Here is a 21166-nt window from a genome sequence, read left to right on the forward strand (position 1 = left end):
CGCTCCCCGACCGTCAGAGCGCGTTGACCGCGCCGAGCACCTTGGTGAGCGAATCCTTGGCGTCACCGAACAGCAGCGTGGTCTTCGGGTCGAACAAGAGCTCGTTCTCGATTCCGGCGAAGCCGGGGCGCATCGACCGCTTGAGGAAGACGATCTGGCGGCCCTCCTCCACCTCGAGGATCGGCATCCCGTAGATCGGCGAACCCGGTGAGGTCTTCGCGGCCGGGTTGACCACGTCGTTCGCGCCGACGACGAGCACCACATCGGTGTTCTTGAACTCGGGGTTGACCTCGGCCATTTCCTTGAGCGACTCGTATGGCACGTTGGCCTCGGCGAGCAGCACGTTCATGTGGCCGGGCATCCGCCCGGCGACGGGGTGGATGGCGAAGTCCACGGCCACGCCGCGCGCCTCGAGGGTCGTGGCCAGCTCGGCGATGGTGTGCTGGCCCTGGGCCACGGCCAGCCCGTAGCCGGGCACGATCACGACCCGCTGGGCGTAGGCGAGCATCACGGCCACGTCCTCCGCGTTGGAGGAGCGCACCGGGCGGTCACTCTGCACGGTGGAGCCGGCGGTGGACCCGCCCCGGAAGGCGCCGAACATGATCCCGCTGACACCGCGGCCCATGGCGGACGCCATGGCGCGGGTGAGGATCGTACCGCTGGCCCCGACGAGCGTTCCGGCGACGACGAGCAGCACGTTGTCGAGCACCACACCGGATGCGGCGACGGCGAGACCGGTGAACGCGTTCAGGAGCGAGATGACGATGGGCACATCGGCGCCGCCGACGGGCAGTACCAGCAGCAGCCCGAGCGCCAGGCCGAGCACCAGCAGCAGCAGCGCCCAGCCCGTTGAGCCCGTGGCCACGACGAAGCCACCCACGACCAGCGCGGCCACGGCCGCCAGGGTCATGACCCACTTCATGCCGGGGAAGATCACCGGGCGGGTGGTGATCAGTTCCTGCAGTTTGGCGACGGTGATCGCCGAACCGGCGAACGACACGGCGCCGACGAGCATGGTGAACACCACGGCCACGAGCACCCAGGGGCCGTCGCTGTGGCCCAGTTCGAGCATCGCGACGAGCGCGGCCGCGCCGCCGCCGACCCCGTTGAAGAGCGCGACGAGTTGGGGCATCTGGGTCATCTGCACCCGGCGGGAGATGGGCGCCGAGATCGCGGAACCCACGAGGATGGCCAGCAGGATCAGCGGGATGTTGTCGAGCTTGGCCGAGAGGAACACCGTGATCACGGCGAGGGCCGCCCCGGCGGCGCCGATCAGGTTGCCGCGTCTGGCGGTCTTGGGTGAGCTCAGACCCTTGAGGGCGAGGATGAAGCAGACGGCAGCGATCAGGTACAGCAGCGCGGTCCATTCGGCGGACAGGAGGCTCATTTGGTGGTGTCCTTCGGGGTGGCGGCGGGCTTCCGGCCGCGGAACATGCCGAGCATCCGGTCGGTGACGACGAATCCGCCGACGAGGTTGGCGGTGGCGAGGGCAACGGCCAGCAGCGCGACCGCGATCAGCCACGGGTCGTCGAGCTGACCGGCGACGATGATCGCGCCGACCAGGATGATCCCGTGGATGGCGTTGGCGCCGCTCATCAGGGGGGTGTGCAGGGTGCTCGACACCTTGGAGACCACCTCGAAGCCGACGAAGACGGTCAGCACAATGACCGTGAGGAGAGTGATCGGATCCATCAGTTCATTCCTTCCAGCGCGGTCGCGGTCGGTGCGTGGCGCACCTCGCCGCCGGCGGTGAGACAGGCGCCGGCGATGACCTCGTCGGTGAAGTCGGGGACGACCTGCCCGTCGCTGGTCATCAGCGCGAGCAGGTTGGCAACGTTCTTGGCGTACAGCCGGGATGCGTCGGAGGCCATCGCCGAGGCGGCGTCCCGCATGCCGACCAGGGTGACCGAGCCGTCGCCGGCCGCGGTGGGAATCAGCTGGTCGACGCCGGCACGAACGCCCTCGACGTTGCCACCGGTTTCAGCGGCGAGGTCGACGACCACGGAGCCGGCCGGCATTGCCCTGACCATGTCCAGGGTCACCAGCAGCGGGGCGGGTCGACCGGGGATCGCTGCGGTGGTGATGAGCACATCCGCCTTGGCCACATAGGGGGCGAGCAGTTCCCGTTGGCGTACGGCGCGGTCTTCGGCGAGTTCGCTGGCGTATCCGCCCGCGCCTTCGACGGCGGCCAGGTCGAGGGTGATGAAGGTGCCGCCCATCGAGGTGACCTCGTCGGCGGATGCCGGGCGCACGTCATACGCGGAGACCCTGGCACCCAGACGCTTGGCCGTGCCGATGGCCTGCAAGCCGGCGACGCCGGCGCCGAGCACGAGCACGCGGGCCGGTGGGATGGTGCCTGCGGCGGTCATATAAAGCGGGAAGAACCGGGGGAAGCGGATGGTGGCCTCGAGTACCGCACGGTACCCGGCGACGAGTGCCTGCGAGGTGAGCGCATCCATCGACTGGGCGCGGGAGATGCGCGGCACCAGTTCGAGGGCGAAGGCGGTGACCTTCGCGGCGGCCAGGGCCGCCACCGTCGGCAGTTCGGCAGCCGGGGACGCCAGGCCCACCGTGATGGTGCCCGCCGGCAGCGTTGCGGCCAGTTCGGGGCTGAGGGGGCGCACGTGGCAGAGCACGTCGAAGGATGCGGCGTCGAAGACCTCCACCAGCTCGGCACCGGCGGTGCGGTAGGCCGCGTCGGAGTACCCCGCGGCCAGTCCGGCACCGGATTCGACGGTGACGCCGACACCGAGACCGGTGAGTTGGGTCACCGTCTCCGGTGTTACTGCGACGCGTTTCTCGCCCTCTCGGCGTTCACGCCCAATGCCAACCTTCACGGGTACCCACTCCTTCGACACATCGGCCACCAGGCGAGCGTAAACGGGGGCGTTCGCGCGTCCAAGGGCGATCTCACTCCGTAGCGTACCGTCGGGTTTTCCCGATCCGACCGGTGTTTCAGGGCCGAAAGACCCTGCCAGGGTGGCCAACCGCCGGGTGGACCTCATAAGGTAGAGGGTTGCCTGCGCCGCTTATCGGCGCCCGCCCCGTCTCGAATCGCATGATCGTCCCGCACTGCCGCCGGCATTCACACCCGAGCAGTCCTCGGCGAAACGGATGCCTCGACCGATTGGTTGCTCGTTATCAGTTCCATCGAACCCGACGACGCGGCGCGCCTCCCCAGCGCTCCGCCATCGCCGACATCTCCACCCACCCGCTCCACCCCCACCGTCACGAGGCCCCGTTTCGGCGTGCACGTGCCGGCCCCCCGCATTTTCTACCCGGCGCTGGGCATCATCGTCGCCGTCGTGCTGGTCAGCATCTTCTTCCCCGTCCGCACCGGCGCGGTGCTCGCGCAGCTGCAGACCCTGGTCGTGGCCGGCCTCGGCCCGTACTACGTCGTGCTGGTCGCCGTCTTCGTGATCTTCGCGGTGTGGATGGGCCTGAGCCGGTTCGGCGACATCAAGCTCGGCCAGGACGACGACGCACCGGAGTTCGGCCTGATGTCCTGGTTCGCGATGCTGTTCGCCGCCGGCATGGGTATCGGCCTGGTCTTCTGGGGAGCCGCTGAGCCGCTCACCTACTTCCTGGAGCCCAAGCCGGGTGTGCACGGCAGCCAACCCGAACTCGCGGCCGCCGCCATGTCGCAGACCTTCCTGCACTGGGGCTTCCACGCCTGGGCGGTCTACGCCGTCGTGGGCCTGTCGCTGGCCTACGCCATTCACCGCAAGGGCCGGCCGGTGTCCATCCGTTGGGCCCTGGAGCCGCTGCTCGGCGACAAGGTCAAGGGTCGCCTGGGCGACGCCATCGACGTCACCGCCATCGTCGGCACCCTGTTCGGTGTGGCGACCTCGCTCGGGCTCGGTGTGAAGCAGATCGCCGCGGGCCTTCGCCATCTCGGTGTCGTCGACTCGGTCAGCAACACTCTGCTGGTGGTACTGATCGTGATCATCACCCTGATCGCCATCGCCAGCGTCGTCAGCGGTGTCGGCAAGGGCGTCAAGTGGCTCTCCAACATCAACCTCGGCGCGGCGGGCCTGTTCCTCCTCGCCGTCCTGCTGCTGGGCCCCACCATGTACCTGTTGCGGGTGTTCGTGGAATCCCTCGGCGGCTACTTCCAGAACATCGTCGGCCTCACCTTCGACTCCAGCGCGTTCACCGGCCAAGCCGGACTGGACTGGCAGGGCAGCTGGACGGTCTTCTACTGGGGCTGGTGGATCTCCTGGGCGCCGTTCGTCGGCGTCTTCATCGCCCGCATCTCCCGCGGTCGCACCGTGCGCGAGTTCGTCGCCGGCGTGCTGCTGGTTCCCACCCTCGTCACCTTCCTCTGGTTCGCGGTGATGGGCGGCAGCGTCATCAAGCAGGTCTGGGAGAACCCCGAGGCCCTGGTCGACCCCGAGGTCGGCATCGTGCCGGAGAACGTGCTGTTCGATTTCCTGGCCCAGCTTCCGTTCGCGGGGGTATTGGCGGTGTTGGCCGTGGCGATCGTGGCGATCTTCTTCATCACCTCCGCAGATTCCGGGTCTCTCGTCATCGACATGCTCGCCTCCGGCGGAGAGACCGACCCGCCCAAGTGGAGCCGCGTGCTCTGGGCCAGCCTGGTCGGCATCGTCGCGATCGCGCTGCTGCTGGCCGGTGGCCTGTCGGCGCTGCAGACCGGTGCCATCCTCACCGCCATCCCCGTCAGTGTGGTGATGATCGGTATGTGCATCGCCACCTATCGGGCCTTCAGGGCCGAACACCAGGTTCTCGTGCAGGTTGAACGCCGGGTGCGCCGCGAGGAGATGGCCCGACGGATCAGCAAGAGCGTGACCAACCACCTGGAGAACAACTTCGACGACCACTTCGGCGACCAGATGGACGGCCGCATCAGCGCCGCCATCACGGATGCCGCCGGGAACGTCTCCGTGCAGACACGGGAACGACGCGCCTTCTGGCCGCGTCGGCCGCGCGGCGCGACCCCGCTCGTCGACCGTCCCGACCTGGGCGAACTCACCCCGGAGGAGATCGGAGCGATGCAGGACCTGGGCGACCTGATGCCTCAGGACCCGCAGACCCCGGCAGACACGTCGTCGGCGCACCTTGAGGCGGCAGACCACGCCGAACCCGACGCTGTGACGCCAGATGCCTCCGCGGCGCCGCACGCCGACCCGGACGCCCCGCGCACGTCGTGAGCCGTCTGGCGCACCGGGCCGGCCGGGCCTGACGCGCCGCACACCGAAAAGGCCTGACAGGCGGGACCATCCCGACTGTCAGGCCTTTTTCGTCGGTTGCCGAAGCGGGCCACTGGCTCGCCAGGTTCGTCGGGTGGGCCCCGAGTCGAGGCTCGGTACCTGCGACACGTAAGCACACACCCCCCAAACGCGACAGACTGAGGACGTGACCCGTCTTTCGTTCGATCCGTCGAGACTAGGTCGCGGGCTCGCCTTCGCCTCGGCGATCGATGATCTGCATGCTGCGCTTGATCGGAGCCGCACCGTGGTCGTCAGCGCGCCGCCGGGCACGGGAAAGACGACACTCGTGCCGCCCATCCTCGCCGATCGGGTTCCGGGTCGTGTGATCGTCACTCAGCCACGCCGGGTCGCTGCCCGCGCTGCCGCACGACGACTCGCGCAGTTGGACGGATCCTCTCTCGGCTCTCGTGTCGGATACACCGTCCGTGGCGCACATCAGGTGAGTCCATCCACCCTGATCGAGTTCGTCACCGCCGGCGTGCTTCTGCGCCGACTGCTCGATGACCCCGGTCTCGACGGGATCGATGCGGTCATCATCGACGAAGTGCACGAACGGGCTTTGGAGACGGACCTGCTGATCGGGCTACTCGGCGAGGTCCGCGAGCTGCGCGACGACCTCGTCCTCATCGCGATGTCCGCGACCCTCGACGCCGAGCGGTTCGCGACAGTTCTCGGTACGGATGCGTGCCCGGCCCCGATCGTGACCCAGAGCGCACCGGCCCATCCACTCGAGGTGCGCTGGGCGCCTTCTCCCACACCTCGACTGGATGAACGAGGGGTGACCCGGGCCTTCCTCGATCATGTCGCGAGCACCGCGGTTGCCGCACACCGCACCCTCGTGCGCACGGACCCGGCCGCCGATGCCCTCGTCTTCGCGCCGGGTGCGCGTGAGGTCTCCGAGATCGCCGGACGCATCCGTGGTCTCGGCGCGGAATTCGACGTGCGCGAACTGCACGGCCAGATCCCCGCCGCAGAGCAGGACGCGGTGATCAGTGGGCGGAGCCCCGCTGGTGCGGCACGGATCATCGTCACGACCTCACTGGCCGAATCCTCTCTGACCGTGCCCGGTGTGCGCCTGGTCGTCGACACCTGCCTGTCTCGTGCTCCACAGCGGGATGCTGCGCGCGGGATGAGCGGTCTCGTCACCGGCCCGACGCCCAAGGCCTCCGCCATCCAGCGCTCGGGGCGCGCCACCAGGCAGGGGCCTGGCGTCGTGGTGCGCTGCGTCGACGAGCGCACCTTCGCCACGGCGCCGACGCACGCTGCCCCCGAGATCCAGGCGGCAGACCTCACCGAGGCGGCCCTGCTCCTCGCCTGCTGGGGCGCCCCTAGCGGTCTGGGGCTGCGGCTGGTCGATCCGCTTCCCTCCGTCAGCCTGGGCGAGGCCCTCGCCGCCCTGCGCGGGCTCGGCGCGATCGATGCCGCTGAACGCGCCACCGACCACGGGCGAGCGCTCGCGCGCATCCCGACAGCTCCTCGCCTCGCCCGTGCACTGCGCGCAGGGAGTGACCTGGTCGGCGGGCGTACCGCGGCCGAAGTCATTGCGCTGCTCAGCGGTGATCTCCGCGTTGCCGACGGAGACGCCCAGGCCACGCTCACCGCGCTGCGCACCGGACGAAGCCCGGATGCCCGCCGATGGGAGCAGGAGGTGCGGCGTCTGGTTCGCTTCACCGGGGACACCGACACGGCGCGAGGAAGCTCTGATCAGACCGGACTGCTCATCGCGCTCGCGTTCCCCGAGTGGATCGCTCGCCGCGTCGATCAGTCACCGAACGGCGCAACCTTCCTCCTCGCCTCCGGAACCCGTGCCGGGATCACCGGTCCGCTCGCGAGTGCCGACTGGTTGGCGGTGGCCGACGTGACGCGGGCACAGGGGCGAGCGGCCGCGGGAACCGGAGCACTCATCCGCTCTGCCGCCATCATCTCGGAGGACCAAGCGGAGCAGGTGGCGCCCCAGCTCTGCACCGACAGGGTCGAAGCCCAGTTCGTGAACGGACGCGTTGTCGCGCGTCGTGAACGTCGGATCGGCGCGATCATTCGCTCGTCCGTGCCGGTGCGCGTACAGGCGGACGATGGCGGACGGGACGCCGTGCGCCGCGCCGTCACAGAGCAGGGGCTCGGAGTGTTCATCTGGTCAGACGCCGCGGACGCCCTGCGGCGTCGCCTCGCGCTGCTGCATCGCGAGCTCGGATCGCCCTGGCCGGACGTCTCAGACACCGTTCTGCTTGACAGGCTCGATTCCTGGCTCGGCCCCGAGTTGTCAGACCTCGCCGCCGGCACTCCGGCTGCGAGCATCGACCTCGCCCCTGCGCTCCGTCGCATCCTGCCGTGGCCGGCCGCCGTCGACCTCGATGCTCTGGTTCCGGAACGGCTCCAGGTGCCCAGCGGCTCGCATGTCCGTCTCAGCTACCCACCCGTCGATGATTCGTCAGCTCGTCCCGTTGTGGCTGTGAAACTCCAGGAATGCTTCGGGTGGGCAGAGACCCCACGAATCTGCAGAGGACGAGTGCCGGTGTTGTTCCACTTGCTTTCCCCTGCCGGGCATCCCCTTGCCGTGACCGACGACCTCGCCTCCTTCTGGGCAGGTCCGTACTCGCAGGTGCGAGCGGAGATGCGCGGACGCTACCCGAAGCACCCCTGGCCGGAGGACCCGTGGTCCGCTGTGCCCACCCGGCACACCACGCGCCGCGCTGCCCTGGGCTAGGGCCGCGACACACCCTGCGGTCAGCTCACAGCTACGCCCCGGCCACCATGTCCGCGAAGCGGGAGTAGTGGCCGTGGAAGGCCACGGTCACGGTGCGGGTGGGTCCGTTACGGTGCTTGGCCACGATCAGGTCTGCCTCACCGGCTCGGGGGTTGTCTTTCTCATAGGCGCTCTCGCGGTGCAGCAGGATGACCATGTCGGCGTCCTGCTCGAGCGAGCCGGACTCGCGGAGGTCGGAGATCGCGGGCATCTTGTCTGCGCGCTGCTCCGGACCACGGTTCAGCTGGGAGAGGGCGATCACCGGCACCTGCAGCTCCTTGGCGAGGAGCTTGAGAGCACGGGAGAACTCACTGACCTCCTGCTGGCGGGACTCGACCTTCTTGCCGGAGGTCATCAGCTGCAGATAGTCGATCACGACGAGCTTGAGGCCGACGCGCTGCTTGAGCCGTCGGCACTTCGCGCGGATCTCCACCAGGGTCATGTTGGGGCTGTCGTCGATGTACAGCGGGGCGTCGTTGATGCGCCCGCGAGTGGCGGCGATGGTGGTCCAGTCGCGCGCCTCCACGTTGCCCTTGCGCATGCTCTGCAGCGGCACGGATGCCTCGGCGGCGAGCAGACGCATGGCGATCTCACTGCGCCCCATTTCGAGGGAGAAGAAGATGCTCGGCATGTCGTGGTGAATGGACGCGGCCCGGGCGAAGTCCAGCGCCAGGGTGGACTTTCCGAGCGCGGGGCGGGCGGCGACGATGATCAGCTGGCCGCCGTGGAAACCGTTGGTGAGTTCGTCGAGGTCGGCGAACCCGGTGGGCACACCGGTGAACTGGCCGTCCTTGAGCTTGGCGGCCTCAATGTCTTCGATCGCTGCCGTGACGGCGTCGGTGAGCGGGACGTAGTCCTCGGTCTCGGTGCTTCCGGTGATCGAGTAGATCTCCGCCTGGGCGGTGTTGACCAGATCGAGCACCTCACCCTCGCCGGCGTAGCCCATCTGGGCGATCCGGGTTCCGGCGTCGACGAGCTTGCGCAGCATGGATCGCTCGGCCACGATCGTCGCGTAGAACCCCGCGTTGGCAGCGGTGGGCACGAGGCTGGTGAGCGTGTGGAGGTAGTCGGCACCGCCGGCCCTGGAGATCTCGCCCAGTTTGGTGAGCTCGTCGGTGACGGTGATGACGTCGGTGGGTTCACCCTGCGCGTAGAGCGAGAGGATCGCGTCGAAGATGATCTCGTGCTTGGGCACATAGAAGTCCGCGGCCCGCACGGTCTCGACGACGTCGGCGACGGCATCCTTGCTCAGCATCATGCCGCCCAGGGCGCTCTGCTCGGCGAGAAGGTCGTGGGGCGGGGTGCGCTCGCTGTGACGGGGCTCAGAATTGCCGCGGTAGTCGGAGCCGCGCTGGTCCGAGCGTTGGTCGGCCAAACCCAGGTGAGCTATCGACACGCCGAGCCTCCTTCGTGGTGTGGTTCAGGTGTATCAGGACCCGCTGACAGTGGCGGTCCGGCACGCAGACAGGTGCGGTTGTACCCGCCTGCCCACCATAGAGAGACTCCCCTGTGCGGCCAAACCAGCCTGTGGATAACAGTGTGGATAATCTGCGCGAAACGCCGCGTGACTTGTGCACAACCTGTGCACTCACCTGTGGACAACTATTAACTTTGCCGGTAAAAATGCCCATTTGACCAGGTAATTAAACTATTCACATGGGTGTGCAAAAACTAGTTTCAACGCACCCTTGAATGTTGGTGAAATAGGTGGACACCTGTGCACAAAGCGGTGCAATACTCACTAAAAATGTGCCAAGAACGGGGGTTGGTGCACGCGCAAAAAAGAAGTAGCGACGGTCCCTGTCGGGCTCGTCGCTACTTCTTCGTGAAACGGGATTACTTGGCGGCTACAACCAGAAGGGTGATAGTCGCGCTGACCTCGTCGCGGAGACGTACCGTCGCCTGGTGCTCACCGATCGCCTTGATCGGGCTGAGCTCGACCTTGCGCTTGTCGATGGCACCGAGGCCGGCCGCGGCAACTGCCTCGGCCACGTCGGTGGTCTTGACGGAGCCGAAGAGGCGTCCGCCGGCGCCGGCCTTGACGACCAGCTTGACCTTGGTGTTCTCAAGGGTTGCCTTGAGAGCCTGGGCCTCTTCGAGGGTGGCGTGCTCGCGGGCTACGCGGGCTGCCTTGATCTGCTCGATCTGCTTCTCGCCACCGCGGGTCCACGCAACAGCGAAGCCCTGGGGAAGAAGGTAGTTACGAGCGAACCCGTTCTTGACATCAACGATGTCACCGGGGGTACCGAGGCCGGAGACCTCGTGCGTCAGAATCAGTTTCGACATGTGAGGGCTCCTTACCGGCCTGAGCCGGCGTAGGGCAGCAAGGCCATTTCGCGGGCGTTCTTGACGGCACGCGCGATCAGGCGCTGCTCCTGGACGGAGACGCCGGTGATGCGGCGGGCGCGGATCTTTCCACGCTCTGAGATGAACTTCCGAAGAGTGGGGACATCTTTGTAATCGATGACACCAACTCGGATCGACTTCGCGGGAGCAGCGTTCTTGCCACCCTTAGCACCGCGGAGCGGCTTGCGGCGGTCGCCGCTCGACTTTCCAGCCATGATTTCCTTACTTTCTTAAACGTATGAGTGCAGCCGTCAACCGTGAAGGTTGGGCTTAGAAGGGGGTCTCGTCGCTGAAGTTGCCCGGGGTGTTCCAGACGTCGCCGCCGCCAGTGTTGGCTGCGGGGGCGCTGGGAGCCCAGGGCTCGTCGTTACCCTGCTGCTGCGCGACGGGCGCGCCGCCGCGGGGGGCAGAGGATGACTGCGCGCGGGTGAGGGAGGCGGTGGCGTAGCGCAGCGACGGACCAATTTCGTCAATCTCGAGCTCCATGCTCGTGCGCTTTTCACCTTCCTTGGTCTCATACGAACGCTGCTTGAGACGCCCGGAAGCGATGACACGGGAACCCTTGGTCAGTGATCCAGCGACGTGCTCGGCGAATTCACGCCAAACGCTCGCGCGCAGGAACAGCGCCTCGCCATCTTTCCACTCACTCGTTGCGCGATCGAAATTGCGCGGAGTGGAGGCGATGGTGAAGTTGGCTACCGCCAGCCCGTTCTGCGTGTAACGCAGCTCCGGATCGCTGGTGAGGTTGCCCACCACGGTGATTACGGTCTCGCCGGCCATGGGCTACTTGTCGCTTGCCTTGTCGGCGTCTGCCTCGGCAGGAGCGTCCGCGGCGACCGGAGCTGCCGAAGCAGCTGCAGGCTTTGCGGATGCGGCGACCTTGGCAGCAGGAGCTGCGGCAGGAGCGTCGGCCTTGACCGGAGCAGCAGCCTTCGGGTTGGCTGCCTTGCGGGCTGCCTTCTCGGCGGCAAGCTTGCTTGCGACGGCAACCTGGGCGATGCCCTCTTCTGCGCGAAGCACCTTGGTGCGCATGACGGCTTCCGACAGCTTCAGCTGACGGTCGAGCTCGGCAGTTGCTGCGGCGTTTGCGGTGAAGTCGACGACGGCGTAGATGCCCTCGGCCTTCTTGTTGATCTCATAAGCGAGACGACGGCGACCCCAAACGTCAACCTTGTCAATGGTTCCACCATCGTTGCGAACAACGTTGAGGAACTTGTCAAGGCTGGGAGCGACGATGCGCTCATCGAGTTCGGGATCGAGGATAACCATCAATTCGTACTGATGCATGACTAACCCACCTCCTTCGGACTAAACGGCTGCAGTATCTCTGCAACAGGAGGGTTGTGCATGTGTTGAACGTGGAGGCCGGGAATCCGGCACACAGACAACCTGCCAAGACTACTGGAATCATGGCTGTGGCGCCACCTTCCCGCCCCGGTGCCCTCCGCACCGGGAAGTATTCGGTCGGCATCAGGACTCCACTCGCAGCCCGGCGGCGGCCAACACCGCGCCCAGACGGGCCGGATGCAGGGCGTCCGCCCACCGCCACTGGGTGAGCACTCTGCCCGGCCCGGCCAGACGGCTCAGTCGACCCGGATCCGCATCCCGCCGGACCTCGCAATCGAACTCGCCCAGCACGGTGTGCCGTCTGATGTGAAACCGCGGCTCCCAACGAAAATCCACCCGGTCTTCCCCGGTGGAGTGCTGGTACACGGCCTGCAGGGCGGGAAGCGGGAGCCGTGACACCCGCATCGTGGCCCGGCTCAGCGACTGCCCACTCGACGAGGATCGTCCGTCGGCGAAGGAGGCCGCCTCCCGCGCCCGGCCGGCGCGAGGGTCTGCGCCCAAAGCCGACACCCGTTCAAGCAGGCGTTCCTTCCGCACCGGCGGCAGAACAACCCCGCCCGGCAGCACGAATCGCTCCTGTAACGCCGCATCCAGACTGATCACGGCGGATCGGAACGGCTGAGTGAGCGCCAGGTCGAGCATGGTGCGCAGCCGCGAGGTGGTCAGAAGGCCGCCCACCTCCGTTATATCGGTATCGGAGAGGTAGTCCCGGTGCCAGACGATCTCCTCGGTGGAGCTCTGGACATGGTTGCGGCCGCCGCACACGTGCACGGCGTGGGGCCACGGACCGAGGATGGGTAAGCCCCACAGTCGGGCAGCGGACAGGTGGCTGAGCACCGGCCGGGATCGCCGTCTCAGGACCTCGCCATAGATGCGCATCAGGTAGCGGCCATCGCGGTCCGCTAGTGCCCAGACGTCGGTCGAGAGGTCTCGGTACCGGTCCGGTTCGATGCCGCGGGGTACGCGGATGGTGTCGTTGTCGACACGGTGGGAGGTGTACATGCACCGAGAGTGCCCGTGGCCGCGGCCGGACGACCCGTCAGACCGGATGCTGTGGACACAGCTCAGGACCGACGCCCTGTGGAGGAGACGTGACCAGGCTCACCCGGGCAGCAGACGGCTCGGGCCCGTATGGTCAGGCGTCGCGGGCGGCCCACCAGGACTGCAGGCGACGGGTGGCCTCCTCGACGCCGAGCGGTCCGTCGTCGAGGCGCTGCTCGAGCAGGTACCGGTAGGCCTCGCCCACCTCGCGCCCCGGCGTGAGGCCCAGCACGCCCATGATCTGCTCGCCGTCGAGGTCGGGACGCACGGAGTCCATTTCCTCCTGGGCGGCGAGCTCGCTGATGCGCTGCTCCAGGTCGTCATAGGCGAAGGCGAGCCGGTCGGCCTTGCGCCGGTTGCGGGTCGTCACATCGGCTCGGGTGAGAATGTGCAGCCGTTCCAACTGGTCCCCGGCATCCCGCACGTACCGGCGCACCGCGGAGTCGGTCCACGCGCCCTCGGTGTAGCCGAAGAACCGCAGGTGCAGTTCGACCAGCCGCGACACTGCGGAGATGGTGTCGTTGTCGAAGCGCAGGGCCCGCAGGCGTTTCTTGGCCAGCTTCGCGCCGACGACGTCGTGGTGATAAAAGCTGACCACTCCGCCGGACTCGAGTTTGCGCGTGGCCGGCTTGCCGATGTCGTGCATGAGGGCGGCCAACCGCACCACAAGATCGGGTTCGGTCAGGTTCTGCCGCGACCGCTCGTAGCCGATGGCCTGATCGAGCACCGTGAGCGTGTGCTGGTAGACATCCTTGTGGTGGTGGTGTTCATCAACCTCGAGGCGCAGGGCCGGGATCTCGGGCAGAACGATCGCGGCCAGGCCGGAGTCCACGAGCAGCTCGATGCCGGCACGCGGGTTGGCCGAGCGCAGGAGCTTGCCCAGCTCGTCACCCACCCGCTCGGCGGAGATGATGTCGATGCTGCCCGCCATCGCGGCCATCGCGATGGCCGTGTCCATTTCTAAGGAGAAACCCAGCTGGGCGGTGAATCGTGCTGCCCGCATCATCCGCAGCGGGTCGTCACCGAAGGAGATCTCGGGTGCCGTCGGCGTGCGCAACACACCCTTCAGAAGGTCGTCGATGCCGTTGGACGGGTCGACGAGCGTCATCTGTGGCAACCGCAACGCGAGCGCGTTGACGGTGAAATCCCGTCGGAGCAGGTCGTCGTCCAGGCTGCTGCCGAACACCACGTCCGGGCGGCGGGTCTGGCCGTCATAGCTGTCCGCGCGGTAGGTGGTGATTTCGACCTTTTCGCCCGCGATCTGGGCGCCGATCGTGCCGAAGGCACGGCCGATGTCCCAGTGCGCCTCCGCGATCGGGGTGACGATCGCGAGGATCTGATCCGGCGTCGCGTTCGTTGTGAAGTCCAGGTCATTGGTGACCTTGTCGAGGAACGCATCGCGGACCGGACCGCCGACGAGGGCCAACTCGAAACCCGCCTGGGCGAACGCGTTCGCCAATCTGGACACTGTGGGGGAGGCAGCCAGGTCGCCCAGTCTTGCGAGGGCTGCCGCGACGCTCTGCATGACCCCATGGTAGTTGCTCTGTACCCGCCGCACGGTGCGGTGCCGGCCGCTGGAGGGTTCTCCCCTGTCGACGCCGTAGAATCCCGTACATGGTGGCCGATCCGATTCACGTGCGTCGGCCCGCGCTCCCCGCGCTTCGGCGGCGAATCGTGGCCGCGCTGCTGTGCGCACCCCTGGCGTTCTGGCCGGTTCTGACCGAATCGGGCTCCGCGTCCGCTCTGCCCGCGACCGCCCAGGCCGCGCCCGTCTCGGTTCCCTCCGCCACGGATGACGACACCGTCTCGATCGAGCTCACCCCCAGCGGTTCGTCGACCCTGCACCTCGACCAGCCGCTGCAGGTCACCGTGACGGTGACCAATGACACCGCCGCGGCCCTTCCGACCGGGTCGGTCGAGGTCTTCCTGGCCGACCAGGCGCTCACCACCCGGGCTGCCGTCAACGATTGGCTTGACCCGGAGGAGGACAGCGATTTCGGCGAGTTGCTGACCAGCGTGCCCCTCGCCGACGCTGTGCCCGCGCACAGCAGTGTCAGCATCCCGGTGAGCGTGCCGGATGAGTCGCTCGGTCTCTTCGAGTGGAGCCCGTGGGGTCCGCGGGGCATCGCGGCCTCCCTCACCGTCGGCGACTCCGTGCGCGCGACGGATGAGTCCACCTTCGTTTGGTACCCGGACACCAGCACGGCCACTCCCCCGAGCGTGACCCCTGTCGATCTGGCGATTGCCATGCCGATCACCACTCCCCCCTCGACCACTGGATTGATCAGCGCCGAAGACCTCACGACCTATACGGCTGAGTCGGGAATTCTCACCCGGCAGCTGGACGGCGTCATCAACCGGCCGGTGGCCATCGGCATCGACCCGATGATCATCGCCTCCATCCGGATTCTGGGCTCCGCAGCTCCCGACTCCGCGGTGCGGTGGCTCGACCGTCTCGCTCAGGCATCCAACGAGATATTCCCTCTCGGGTATGCGGACTCGGACCCGGCCCTGGCCACCCAGGCCGGCGCCTCAGGGCCGCTCACCCCCACCTCGCTCGAATTTGCCGCCGATCCGGCACTCTTCCCATCGGCAGCGGCCACCGTGCCGCCGGCGGCCGAGGACACCCCGGCCGATCCCAATATTCCGACACCGACATCTACCGAAGTCCCGCAGCCGGACGGGACCGTCACGGTGCCCACTCTCGAGCAGCTGCTCGACTGGGATTACAGCACCACGACAGTCGCCTGGCCCGCAGACAACATCGTCGCGCAGGCGGACTTGACCGCGTTCTCGACGGCCGGCTTGGCCCGTACCATCCTCGCGTCCGGCAACGTCGACAGGGACGATCCCACCGTCACCGAGAGCACCACGGTCGCCCTGGGCTCGGATCAGGTCGGCCTGGTCGCCGATACCGGTGTCTCGCAGGCGCTTCGCCGGGCCGTCACCGCCACCACCGACGTGTCCTGGCGCGGAGCAATGGCGGAGTTGTCGGCCCAAGTGGCCATTGTCGCGGCCACGAACCCGGACGAGGCCCTCACCCTGTTGGCCACGCTCGACCGGGGGTGGCCGCAGGACGCCTCCCGACTGAGCCAGACGATCGACAGCCTGGGGAACCTGCCTTGGTTTGCCGCCACCACCTTCACCGAGGCGGCGGCGACCCCGGTCTCCGCCGATGTCTCCTTCGTGTCCAAGTCCGCCCCGGCCACCAGCGTCGACCTGGCCGGCCGGCTGATCGACCGGGAGGCCGAAGTGGTCGAATTCGCCGGCGCACTGGCCGATCCGCTGGCAGTGACCGCCCCGCACCGTTTGGCCCTGCTCGGGCTGCTCGCCACCTCGTGGGAGTCCACTCCCGGCGACTGGCGCACCGCCGTCGGTGAGAACCTGGCCGCCTCCCGCACCGTGCTGAGTTCGGTGACGGTGATCACGACCGGGCCCGTCAACGTCGTCGGCAGCAAGGTCGATATCCCCATCACGTTGAACAACGCGCTCAACCAGGCCGCCACGGTGCGCGTCAGCGTTGTCCCCTCCAATGGGCGCCTCGTGGTGGGCAATGACGTTGAGACCGTGATCGATGCCGCGTCCGCCAAGACCGTGTCCATCCCGGTGAGCGCCGCCGTCGGTAACGGTGCTGTCACCCTCCGGGTCACTCTGTCGACTCCGTCTGGCACAATCATGGACCAGCCGTCCCTGATCCCGGTGAATGTGCGCGCGGACTGGGAGGGCATCGGCTCCCGCATCTTCGCCGCCCTCGTCGTGCTGTTCTTCGGTTTCGGCGTCTGGCGCAATATCGTGCATCGCCGTCGTGACCGCGCCGAGACTGCCAGTGCCGAGGCCAATCCGGATGCCGACCTCGAGTCCGACCCAGACGCCCCGGCGGCCCCCCGTGGCTAGCGGCGTCGGCCGCGCCAGCGCCATCCTGGCATCGGGCACGATGGTCTCCCGACTCCTCGGGTTCGTCAAGGTCATCGTCTTCGCCAATATCATCGGGCAGATCGGCAACGTGCCCGACGCCTTCACCGTCGCCAACCAGCTGCCGAACACGGTGTACACGATCGTGGCGGGCGGCGTGCTCACCGCGGTTCTCGTGCCGCAGATCGTGCGGGCGAGTCTGCACGATGACGGCGGCACCGCCTACATCAACAAGCTCGTCACCCTGGCGCTGAGCATCCTGGCCGTCACAACCCTGGTCGCGACGTTGCTGGCGCCCCTGATCACCCGGTTCATCGCCCTGGGTTTCTCACCCGAGCAGTTGTCGTTGGCCACTGCCTTTGCCTACTGGTGCCTGCCGCAGATCTTCTTCTACGGCCTGTATACGGTGCTGGGCGAGGTGCTCAACGCCCGCAAATCGTTCGGCCCGTTCACCTGGGTCCCGGTGCTCAACAACGTCATCTCGATCGGCGGCCTGCTCCTGTTCGCCGTCTTGTTCGGCGTGGACCCGAATGCCGAGCGCACACCCGTGGACTTCACGCCGGCCATGACCGCTCTGCTCGCGGGCAGCGCGACGCTCGGCGTGGTGCTGCAGGCCGTGGTGCTGTACTACTTCTGGCGGCGGATCGGCCTGCGCTACCGCCCCGACTTCAGATTCCGCGGTGTGGGCCTCGGCACAGCGGGCAAGATGGCCAGCTGGACCTTCGGCATGCTGCTGCTGACGACGATCGCCGGTGTTGTGGAAACCCAGGTGGTGTCGCTCGCCTCCGGGGAGGGCGCATCCGCCACTGTCATGAGCACGGCCTGGTTGATCTTCATGCTGCCGCACTCGATCATCACGGTCTCGGTGGCCACCGCCTACTTCACCCGGATGAGCGAGCACGCCTCCCGAGACGACACCGACAAGCTGCGCACGGATGCCTCCTCCGCCATCCGTGGGACCACCCTGCTGATCGTGCTCGCGAGCGCCGTCATCATGGTGTGCGCCTACCCGTTCGCCCGGGTCTTCGGCGAGGCCGGGTTCGAGCAAGTTCAGGCCATCGGCAATGTCATCATCGCCTTCCTGCTGGGGCTGGTGGCGTTCTGTGTGCTCTTCGTCGTGCAACGCACCTTCTACGCGCTGGGCGACACCCGAACGCCCTTCTTCTTCACGCTGTTCCAGGTCGCCCTCGTGATCACGGGTGTGCTCGGCTGCGCGCTCCTCCCGCCGGAATGGATCGCCTTCGGCATCGCCTTGGTCGTGACGGTGTCGGGAATCCTGCAGGCGATCCTGGCCGCGTGGCTGCTGCGCCGGCGGCTCGGCGGCATCGATGGCCGGCGCATCCTGCGCAGCCTGGTCAAGTATTTCGTCGCCGTGCTCATACCGGTCGCCGCGGGAATCTGGGTTCTGACGGCGCTGGGCGGCACGGCAGAGGGTGGCTACGCCGTGTCGGGCATCGTGCCGGCGATCCTCTCCATGGCGGTGATCGGTTCGGTCATGGCCGCACTGTACTTCGCGCTGCTGCTGCTCATGCGCAGCCAGGAACTGCATGGTTTCCTGACCCCCGTGCTGGCTCGATTCCGGCGCTAAGCCGCCGCGACGGCAGGTATCGCGCAGGTGACCGGCCGCTGAACAACGGCCCCCAGAGGCGGCCAGGGGCCGGCTGGCACGGAATATCATCCGATTAGGATGTGTTGTACCCGAAAGTGAGGCGCCGCAGGGCGTCTCTCCCACTGATTTCAAGGAGTTCCGCGTGCGTCAGATCATCATCATCGGTTCGGGTCCTGCCGGATTCACGGCCGCCATCTACGCCGCCCGCGCGAACATGAAGCCGCTTCTGATCGCCAGCTCGGTCGAGGCCGGCGGGGAACTCATGAACACCACCGACGTGGAGAACTTCCCCGGCTTCGCCGACGGCATCCAGGGTCCGGAACTGATGGCGAAGATGCAGGAGCAGGCCGAGAAGTTCGGCACCGAGGTCGTCTACGACGACGTCACCAAGCTGGAATTCGGCGACACCGTGAAGTCGGTGACCCTGGGCAACGGCGAGAAGCACGAAGCGCTGTCGATCATCTTCGCGACCGGCTCCGCCTATCGCAAGCTCGGCATCGAGGACGAAGAGCGCCTCAGCGGCCGGGGCGTGTCCTGGTGCGCCACCTGCGACGGGTTCTTCTTCAAGGAGAAGGTCATTGCTGTCGTCGGCGGCGGCGACTCCGCCATGGAGGAGGCCACCTTCCTCACCCGCTTCGCCAGCAAGGTCTACATCATCCACCGCAAGGACACCCTGCGCGCCTCCAAGATCATGCAGGAACGCGCACTGTCGCACCCGAAGATCGAATTCGTGTGGAACACCGAGGTCGTCGGCATCGACGGTGAAGAGGCCGTTGAGGGCCTCCGCCTGCGCGACACCGTCACGGGCGCGGAGAGCAACCTCCCGGTCGGCGGTCTCTTCGTCGCGATCGGCAACGACCCGCGCACCCACCTGGTGCATGACCTGCTCGACCTCACCAGCGACGGCACCATCGCCGTTGCGGGGCGGTCCTCCAAGACCAGCCAGGCGGGCGTGTTCGCCGCCGGAGACGTCATCGACCCCACCTACCGCCAGGCCGTTACCGCGGCCGCCAGCGGCACCGTGGCCGCTCTGGACGCCGAGCACTACCTGGCCACCCTCCCCGAAGACCTGCTGGCCGCGGCCGGCGACCCCGAATTCGCAAACGCAACCAACTAAGGAGCACCACATGTCAGCACGCGCCGTCACCGACGCCACCTTCGAGTCAGAAGTCATCAACAACGAGAAGACCGTCCTGGTGGACTTCTGGGCCGAGTGGTGTGGCCCGTGCCGCGCCGTCAGCCCGATCCTCGACCAGATCGCCGCGGAGAACTCCGACACGATCGACATCGTCAAGCTCAACGTCGACGACCACCCGGCCCTGGCCGCGAAGTACATGATCACCTCCATCCCCGCGATGAAGGTTTTCCAGAAGGGCGAGGTCGTCAAGACCGTCATCGGCGCCAAGCCGAAGCCCGCCCTCGAAGCCGACCTGGCCGCCTACCTCAAGTAGCCGCGGCAGGTTCCTCGACGAACCCCACACCCGCCCGGCACCCGCCGGGCGGGTGTTTTCGTATCGGCGAGCGGATGCGGCGCCCGCCCGACACACCCCATACGATTGAGGCCTCACCAGAACGGATATGACGTGACAGCGATAGGCACCCCCCAGGCCGGCAACAACCTCGACCCGTGGTACCACCACTACGCCGAGCGAGCCGCCGCCCTGCGCGCCTCCGAGGTGCGCGCGTTGTTCGCCGTCGCCTCACGCCCCGAAGTCGTCTCCCTCGCCGGCGGCATGCCGTACGTCGCGGCGCTTCCGCCGGACCTCGTCATGGGCGCCCTCGAGAACGTCATGCGCAAACAGGGCCCCGTTGCACTGCAATATGGCTCTGGTCAGGGAGTTCCCTTGTTCCGGGAGCAAATCCTAGAGGTCATGGCGCTCGAAGGCATCCGCGCGCACGCCGATGACGTCGTGGTCACCACCGGCTCCCAGCATGCCCTCGAGCTGGTCAGCAAGCTCTTCCTCGATCCCGGTGACGTCGTCATCTCCGAGGGACCGAGCTACGTCACAGCCATGGTGATCTTCAAGTCCTACCAGGCCGACGTGGACCACGTGCCGATGGATGAACACGGCATGATCCCCGAGGCCCTCCGGGAGCACATCGCTCGGCTCACCGCGGCCGGTCGTAAGATCAAGTTCCTGTACACGATCCCGAGTTTCCACAATCCGGCCGGTGTGACCCTCAGCTGGGCCCGACGCCTCGAGATCCTCGAGATCGCCCGCCAGAACAACATCCTCGTTCTCGAAGACAACCCGTACGGGCTGCTGTATTTCGACCAGAAGGCGCCGGATGCGATGCGCTCGGTGGAGCGGGACGGCGTCGTGTACCTGGGGACTTTCTCCAAGACCCTCGCCCCTGGATTCCGGGTGGGGTGGGCTCTTGCGCCCCACGCCATCAGGGAGAAGCTCGTGCTCGCCAACGAGGCCGCGGTTCTCTCGCCGTCCTCGTTCAGCCAACTCGTCATCTCGGAGTACCTGTCGACCGCGGACTGGAAGGGCCAGATCAACACCTTCCGGGGCGTATACCGAGAGCGCAAGAACGCCATGCTCTCGGCCCTCACCGAATACCTGCCAGAACTCAACTGGACGAACCCCAACGGCGGTTTCTACGTCTGGCTCACCCTGCCAGACACTCTGGACTCCAAGACCATGCTGCCCCGCGCCGTCAAGGAACTGGTGGCGTACACCCCGGGAACGGCCTTCTTCGCCGACGGCCAGGGCCGGCAGAACATTCGACTCTCGTTCTGCTACCCCACCCCTGACCACATTCGACTGGGGATTCGCAGGCTGGCCACCGTTATTCGGGACGAACTCGAATTGCTGGACACCTTTGCCGGCACCGGGTCACTTTCCCCGGCGCACGACGGACGCCGCTTCGGCGCCCCGCCGCCCAATAGCAACTAACACCCCGCACCTCCCGCCTAACCCAAGGAAAAAC

At 67.2% G+C, this 21166-nt stretch carries 16 protein-coding genes and 1 pseudogene; 7 read left to right on the forward strand and 10 right to left on the reverse strand.

Annotated features, from left to right (window positions below; all coding sequences use genetic code 11):
• Nucleotides 1-13: 13 nt before the first annotated feature.
• Genes K2F54_RS11370 through K2F54_RS11380 form a run of 3 tightly spaced genes read right to left on the reverse strand, consistent with a single transcriptional unit; the run spans nucleotide 14 to nucleotide 2837 of the window.
• The gene (locus K2F54_RS11370; RefSeq protein WP_220605978.1) at nucleotides 14-1387 is read right to left on the reverse strand and encodes an NAD(P)(+) transhydrogenase (Re/Si-specific) subunit beta; all 1374 of its coding nucleotides are present in this window, start codon (nucleotides 1385-1387) and stop codon (nucleotides 14-16) included.
• Nucleotides 1384-1692: an NAD(P) transhydrogenase subunit alpha part 2 gene (locus tag K2F54_RS11375; protein ID WP_220605979.1), complete on the reverse strand. Its 309-nt coding sequence runs from the start codon at nucleotides 1690-1692 to the stop codon at nucleotides 1384-1386. The genes K2F54_RS11370 and K2F54_RS11375 overlap by 4 nt, the downstream gene beginning before the upstream one ends.
• A complete protein-coding gene (locus tag K2F54_RS11380) occupies nucleotides 1692-2837 on the reverse strand; it encodes a Re/Si-specific NAD(P)(+) transhydrogenase subunit alpha (RefSeq protein WP_220605980.1) in 1146 nt (381 codons plus the stop codon). The genes K2F54_RS11375 and K2F54_RS11380 overlap by 1 nt, the downstream gene beginning before the upstream one ends.
• Nucleotides 2838-3248: 411 nt before the next feature.
• Here K2F54_RS11380 and K2F54_RS11385 point away from each other — a divergent pair, with 411 nt between their 5' ends.
• Together K2F54_RS11385 and hrpB are read left to right on the forward strand one after the other, a co-directional pair.
• Nucleotides 3249-5171 (forward strand): BCCT family transporter, encoded by a 1923-nt coding sequence (locus K2F54_RS11385; RefSeq protein WP_308287627.1) that lies wholly within the window; start codon nucleotides 3249-3251, stop codon nucleotides 5169-5171.
• A gap of 205 nt (nucleotides 5172-5376) precedes the next feature.
• On the forward strand, nucleotides 5377-7935 hold the full coding sequence (gene hrpB, locus K2F54_RS11390; RefSeq protein WP_220605981.1) for an ATP-dependent helicase HrpB: 2559 nt from the start codon (nucleotides 5377-5379) through the stop codon (nucleotides 7933-7935).
• Nucleotides 7936-7966: 31 nt separating this feature from the next.
• Here the strand turns inward: hrpB and dnaB are convergent, their stop codons facing one another.
• The 7 genes and pseudogenes from dnaB to K2F54_RS11425 all read right to left on the reverse strand — a co-directional run bounded on the left by dnaB (nucleotide 7967) and on the right by K2F54_RS11425 (nucleotide 14233).
• Nucleotides 7967-9370 carry a replicative DNA helicase gene (gene dnaB, locus K2F54_RS11395; protein WP_220605982.1) on the reverse strand — a complete coding sequence of 468 codons (1404 nt, stop codon included), beginning with the start codon at nucleotides 9368-9370 and terminating at the stop codon, nucleotides 7967-7969.
• Nucleotides 9371-9810: 440 nt separating this feature from the next.
• A complete protein-coding gene (rplI, locus tag K2F54_RS11400; protein WP_220605983.1) occupies nucleotides 9811-10260 on the reverse strand; it encodes a 50S ribosomal protein L9 in 450 nt (149 codons plus the stop codon).
• A gap of 11 nt (nucleotides 10261-10271) precedes the next feature.
• Nucleotides 10272-10535: a 30S ribosomal protein S18 gene (gene rpsR / locus K2F54_RS11405; protein WP_035835236.1), complete on the reverse strand. Its 264-nt coding sequence runs from the start codon at nucleotides 10533-10535 to the stop codon at nucleotides 10272-10274.
• 55 nt (nucleotides 10536-10590) lie between these two features.
• The gene (locus K2F54_RS11410; RefSeq protein WP_088457765.1) at nucleotides 10591-11100 is read right to left on the reverse strand and encodes a single-stranded DNA-binding protein; all 510 of its coding nucleotides are present in this window, start codon (nucleotides 11098-11100) and stop codon (nucleotides 10591-10593) included.
• A gap of 150 nt (nucleotides 11101-11250) precedes the next feature.
• A pseudogene (rpsF, locus tag K2F54_RS11415) lies at nucleotides 11251-11607 on the reverse strand (30S ribosomal protein S6); the annotation flags it as partial.
• Nucleotides 11608-11790: 183 nt separating this feature from the next.
• Nucleotides 11791-12669, reverse strand: coding sequence for a hypothetical protein (locus K2F54_RS11420; RefSeq protein WP_220605985.1), 879 nt, complete (start codon nucleotides 12667-12669; stop codon nucleotides 11791-11793).
• Nucleotides 12670-12802: 133 nt separating this feature from the next.
• Complete coding sequence (locus K2F54_RS11425) at nucleotides 12803-14233, reverse strand: CCA tRNA nucleotidyltransferase (RefSeq protein ID WP_220605986.1); 1431 nt, start codon at nucleotides 14231-14233, stop codon at nucleotides 12803-12805.
• Nucleotides 14234-14322: 89 nt separating this feature from the next.
• On the opposite strand from K2F54_RS11425, the gene K2F54_RS11430 reads away from it, so the two are divergent.
• From K2F54_RS11430 to K2F54_RS11450, 5 genes are all read left to right on the forward strand, one after another.
• The gene (locus K2F54_RS11430; protein WP_220605987.1) at nucleotides 14323-16602 is read left to right on the forward strand and encodes a DUF6049 family protein; all 2280 of its coding nucleotides are present in this window, start codon (nucleotides 14323-14325) and stop codon (nucleotides 16600-16602) included.
• The gene (gene murJ, locus K2F54_RS11435) at nucleotides 16595-18208 is read left to right on the forward strand and encodes a murein biosynthesis integral membrane protein MurJ (protein WP_308287628.1); all 1614 of its coding nucleotides are present in this window, start codon (nucleotides 16595-16597) and stop codon (nucleotides 18206-18208) included. Before K2F54_RS11430 ends, murJ begins: the two co-directional genes overlap by 8 nt.
• Nucleotides 18209-18371: 163 nt before the next feature.
• On the forward strand, nucleotides 18372-19346 hold the full coding sequence (gene trxB / locus K2F54_RS11440; protein WP_220605989.1) for a thioredoxin-disulfide reductase: 975 nt from the start codon (nucleotides 18372-18374) through the stop codon (nucleotides 19344-19346).
• A 10-nt stretch (nucleotides 19347-19356) separates the two neighbouring features.
• Entirely contained in the window at nucleotides 19357-19680 is a 324-nt protein-coding gene (gene trxA / locus K2F54_RS11445; protein ID WP_220605990.1) for a thioredoxin, read from the forward strand.
• Nucleotides 19681-19812: 132 nt separating this feature from the next.
• Nucleotides 19813-21132: an aminotransferase-like domain-containing protein gene (locus K2F54_RS11450; protein ID WP_220605991.1), complete on the forward strand. Its 1320-nt coding sequence runs from the start codon at nucleotides 19813-19815 to the stop codon at nucleotides 21130-21132.
• Nucleotides 21133-21166 lie beyond the last annotated feature (34 nt).

It is taken from the genome of Cryobacterium inferilacus (genome assembly GCF_019599185.1).
Classification (GTDB): Bacteria; Actinomycetota; Actinomycetes; order Actinomycetales; family Microbacteriaceae; genus Cryobacterium; species Cryobacterium inferilacus.

Coding starts and splice junctions, on each gene's coding strand:
- K2F54_RS11370 (WP_220605978.1), bottom strand. CDS start 1,387: ATGAGCCTCCTGTCCGCCGAATGGACCGCGCTGCTGTACCTGATCGCT.
- K2F54_RS11375 (WP_220605979.1), bottom strand. CDS start 1,692: ATGGATCCGATCACTCTCCTCACGGTCATTGTGCTGACCGTCTTCGTC.
- rplI (WP_220605983.1), bottom strand. CDS start 10,260: ATGTCGAAACTGATTCTGACGCACGAGGTCTCCGGCCTCGGTACCCCC.
- rpsR (WP_035835236.1), bottom strand. CDS start 10,535: ATGGCTGGAAAGTCGAGCGGCGACCGCCGCAAGCCGCTCCGCGGTGCT.
- K2F54_RS11410 (WP_088457765.1), bottom strand. CDS start 11,100: ATGGCCGGCGAGACCGTAATCACCGTGGTGGGCAACCTCACCAGCGAT.
- K2F54_RS11420 (WP_220605985.1), bottom strand. CDS start 12,669: ATGTACACCTCCCACCGTGTCGACAACGACACCATCCGCGTACCCCGC.
- K2F54_RS11425 (WP_220605986.1), bottom strand. CDS start 14,233: ATGCAGAGCGTCGCGGCAGCCCTCGCAAGACTGGGCGACCTGGCTGCC.
- K2F54_RS11430 (WP_220605987.1), top strand. CDS start 14,323: ATGGTGGCCGATCCGATTCACGTGCGTCGGCCCGCGCTCCCCGCGCTT.
- trxA (WP_220605990.1), top strand. CDS start 19,357: ATGTCAGCACGCGCCGTCACCGACGCCACCTTCGAGTCAGAAGTCATC.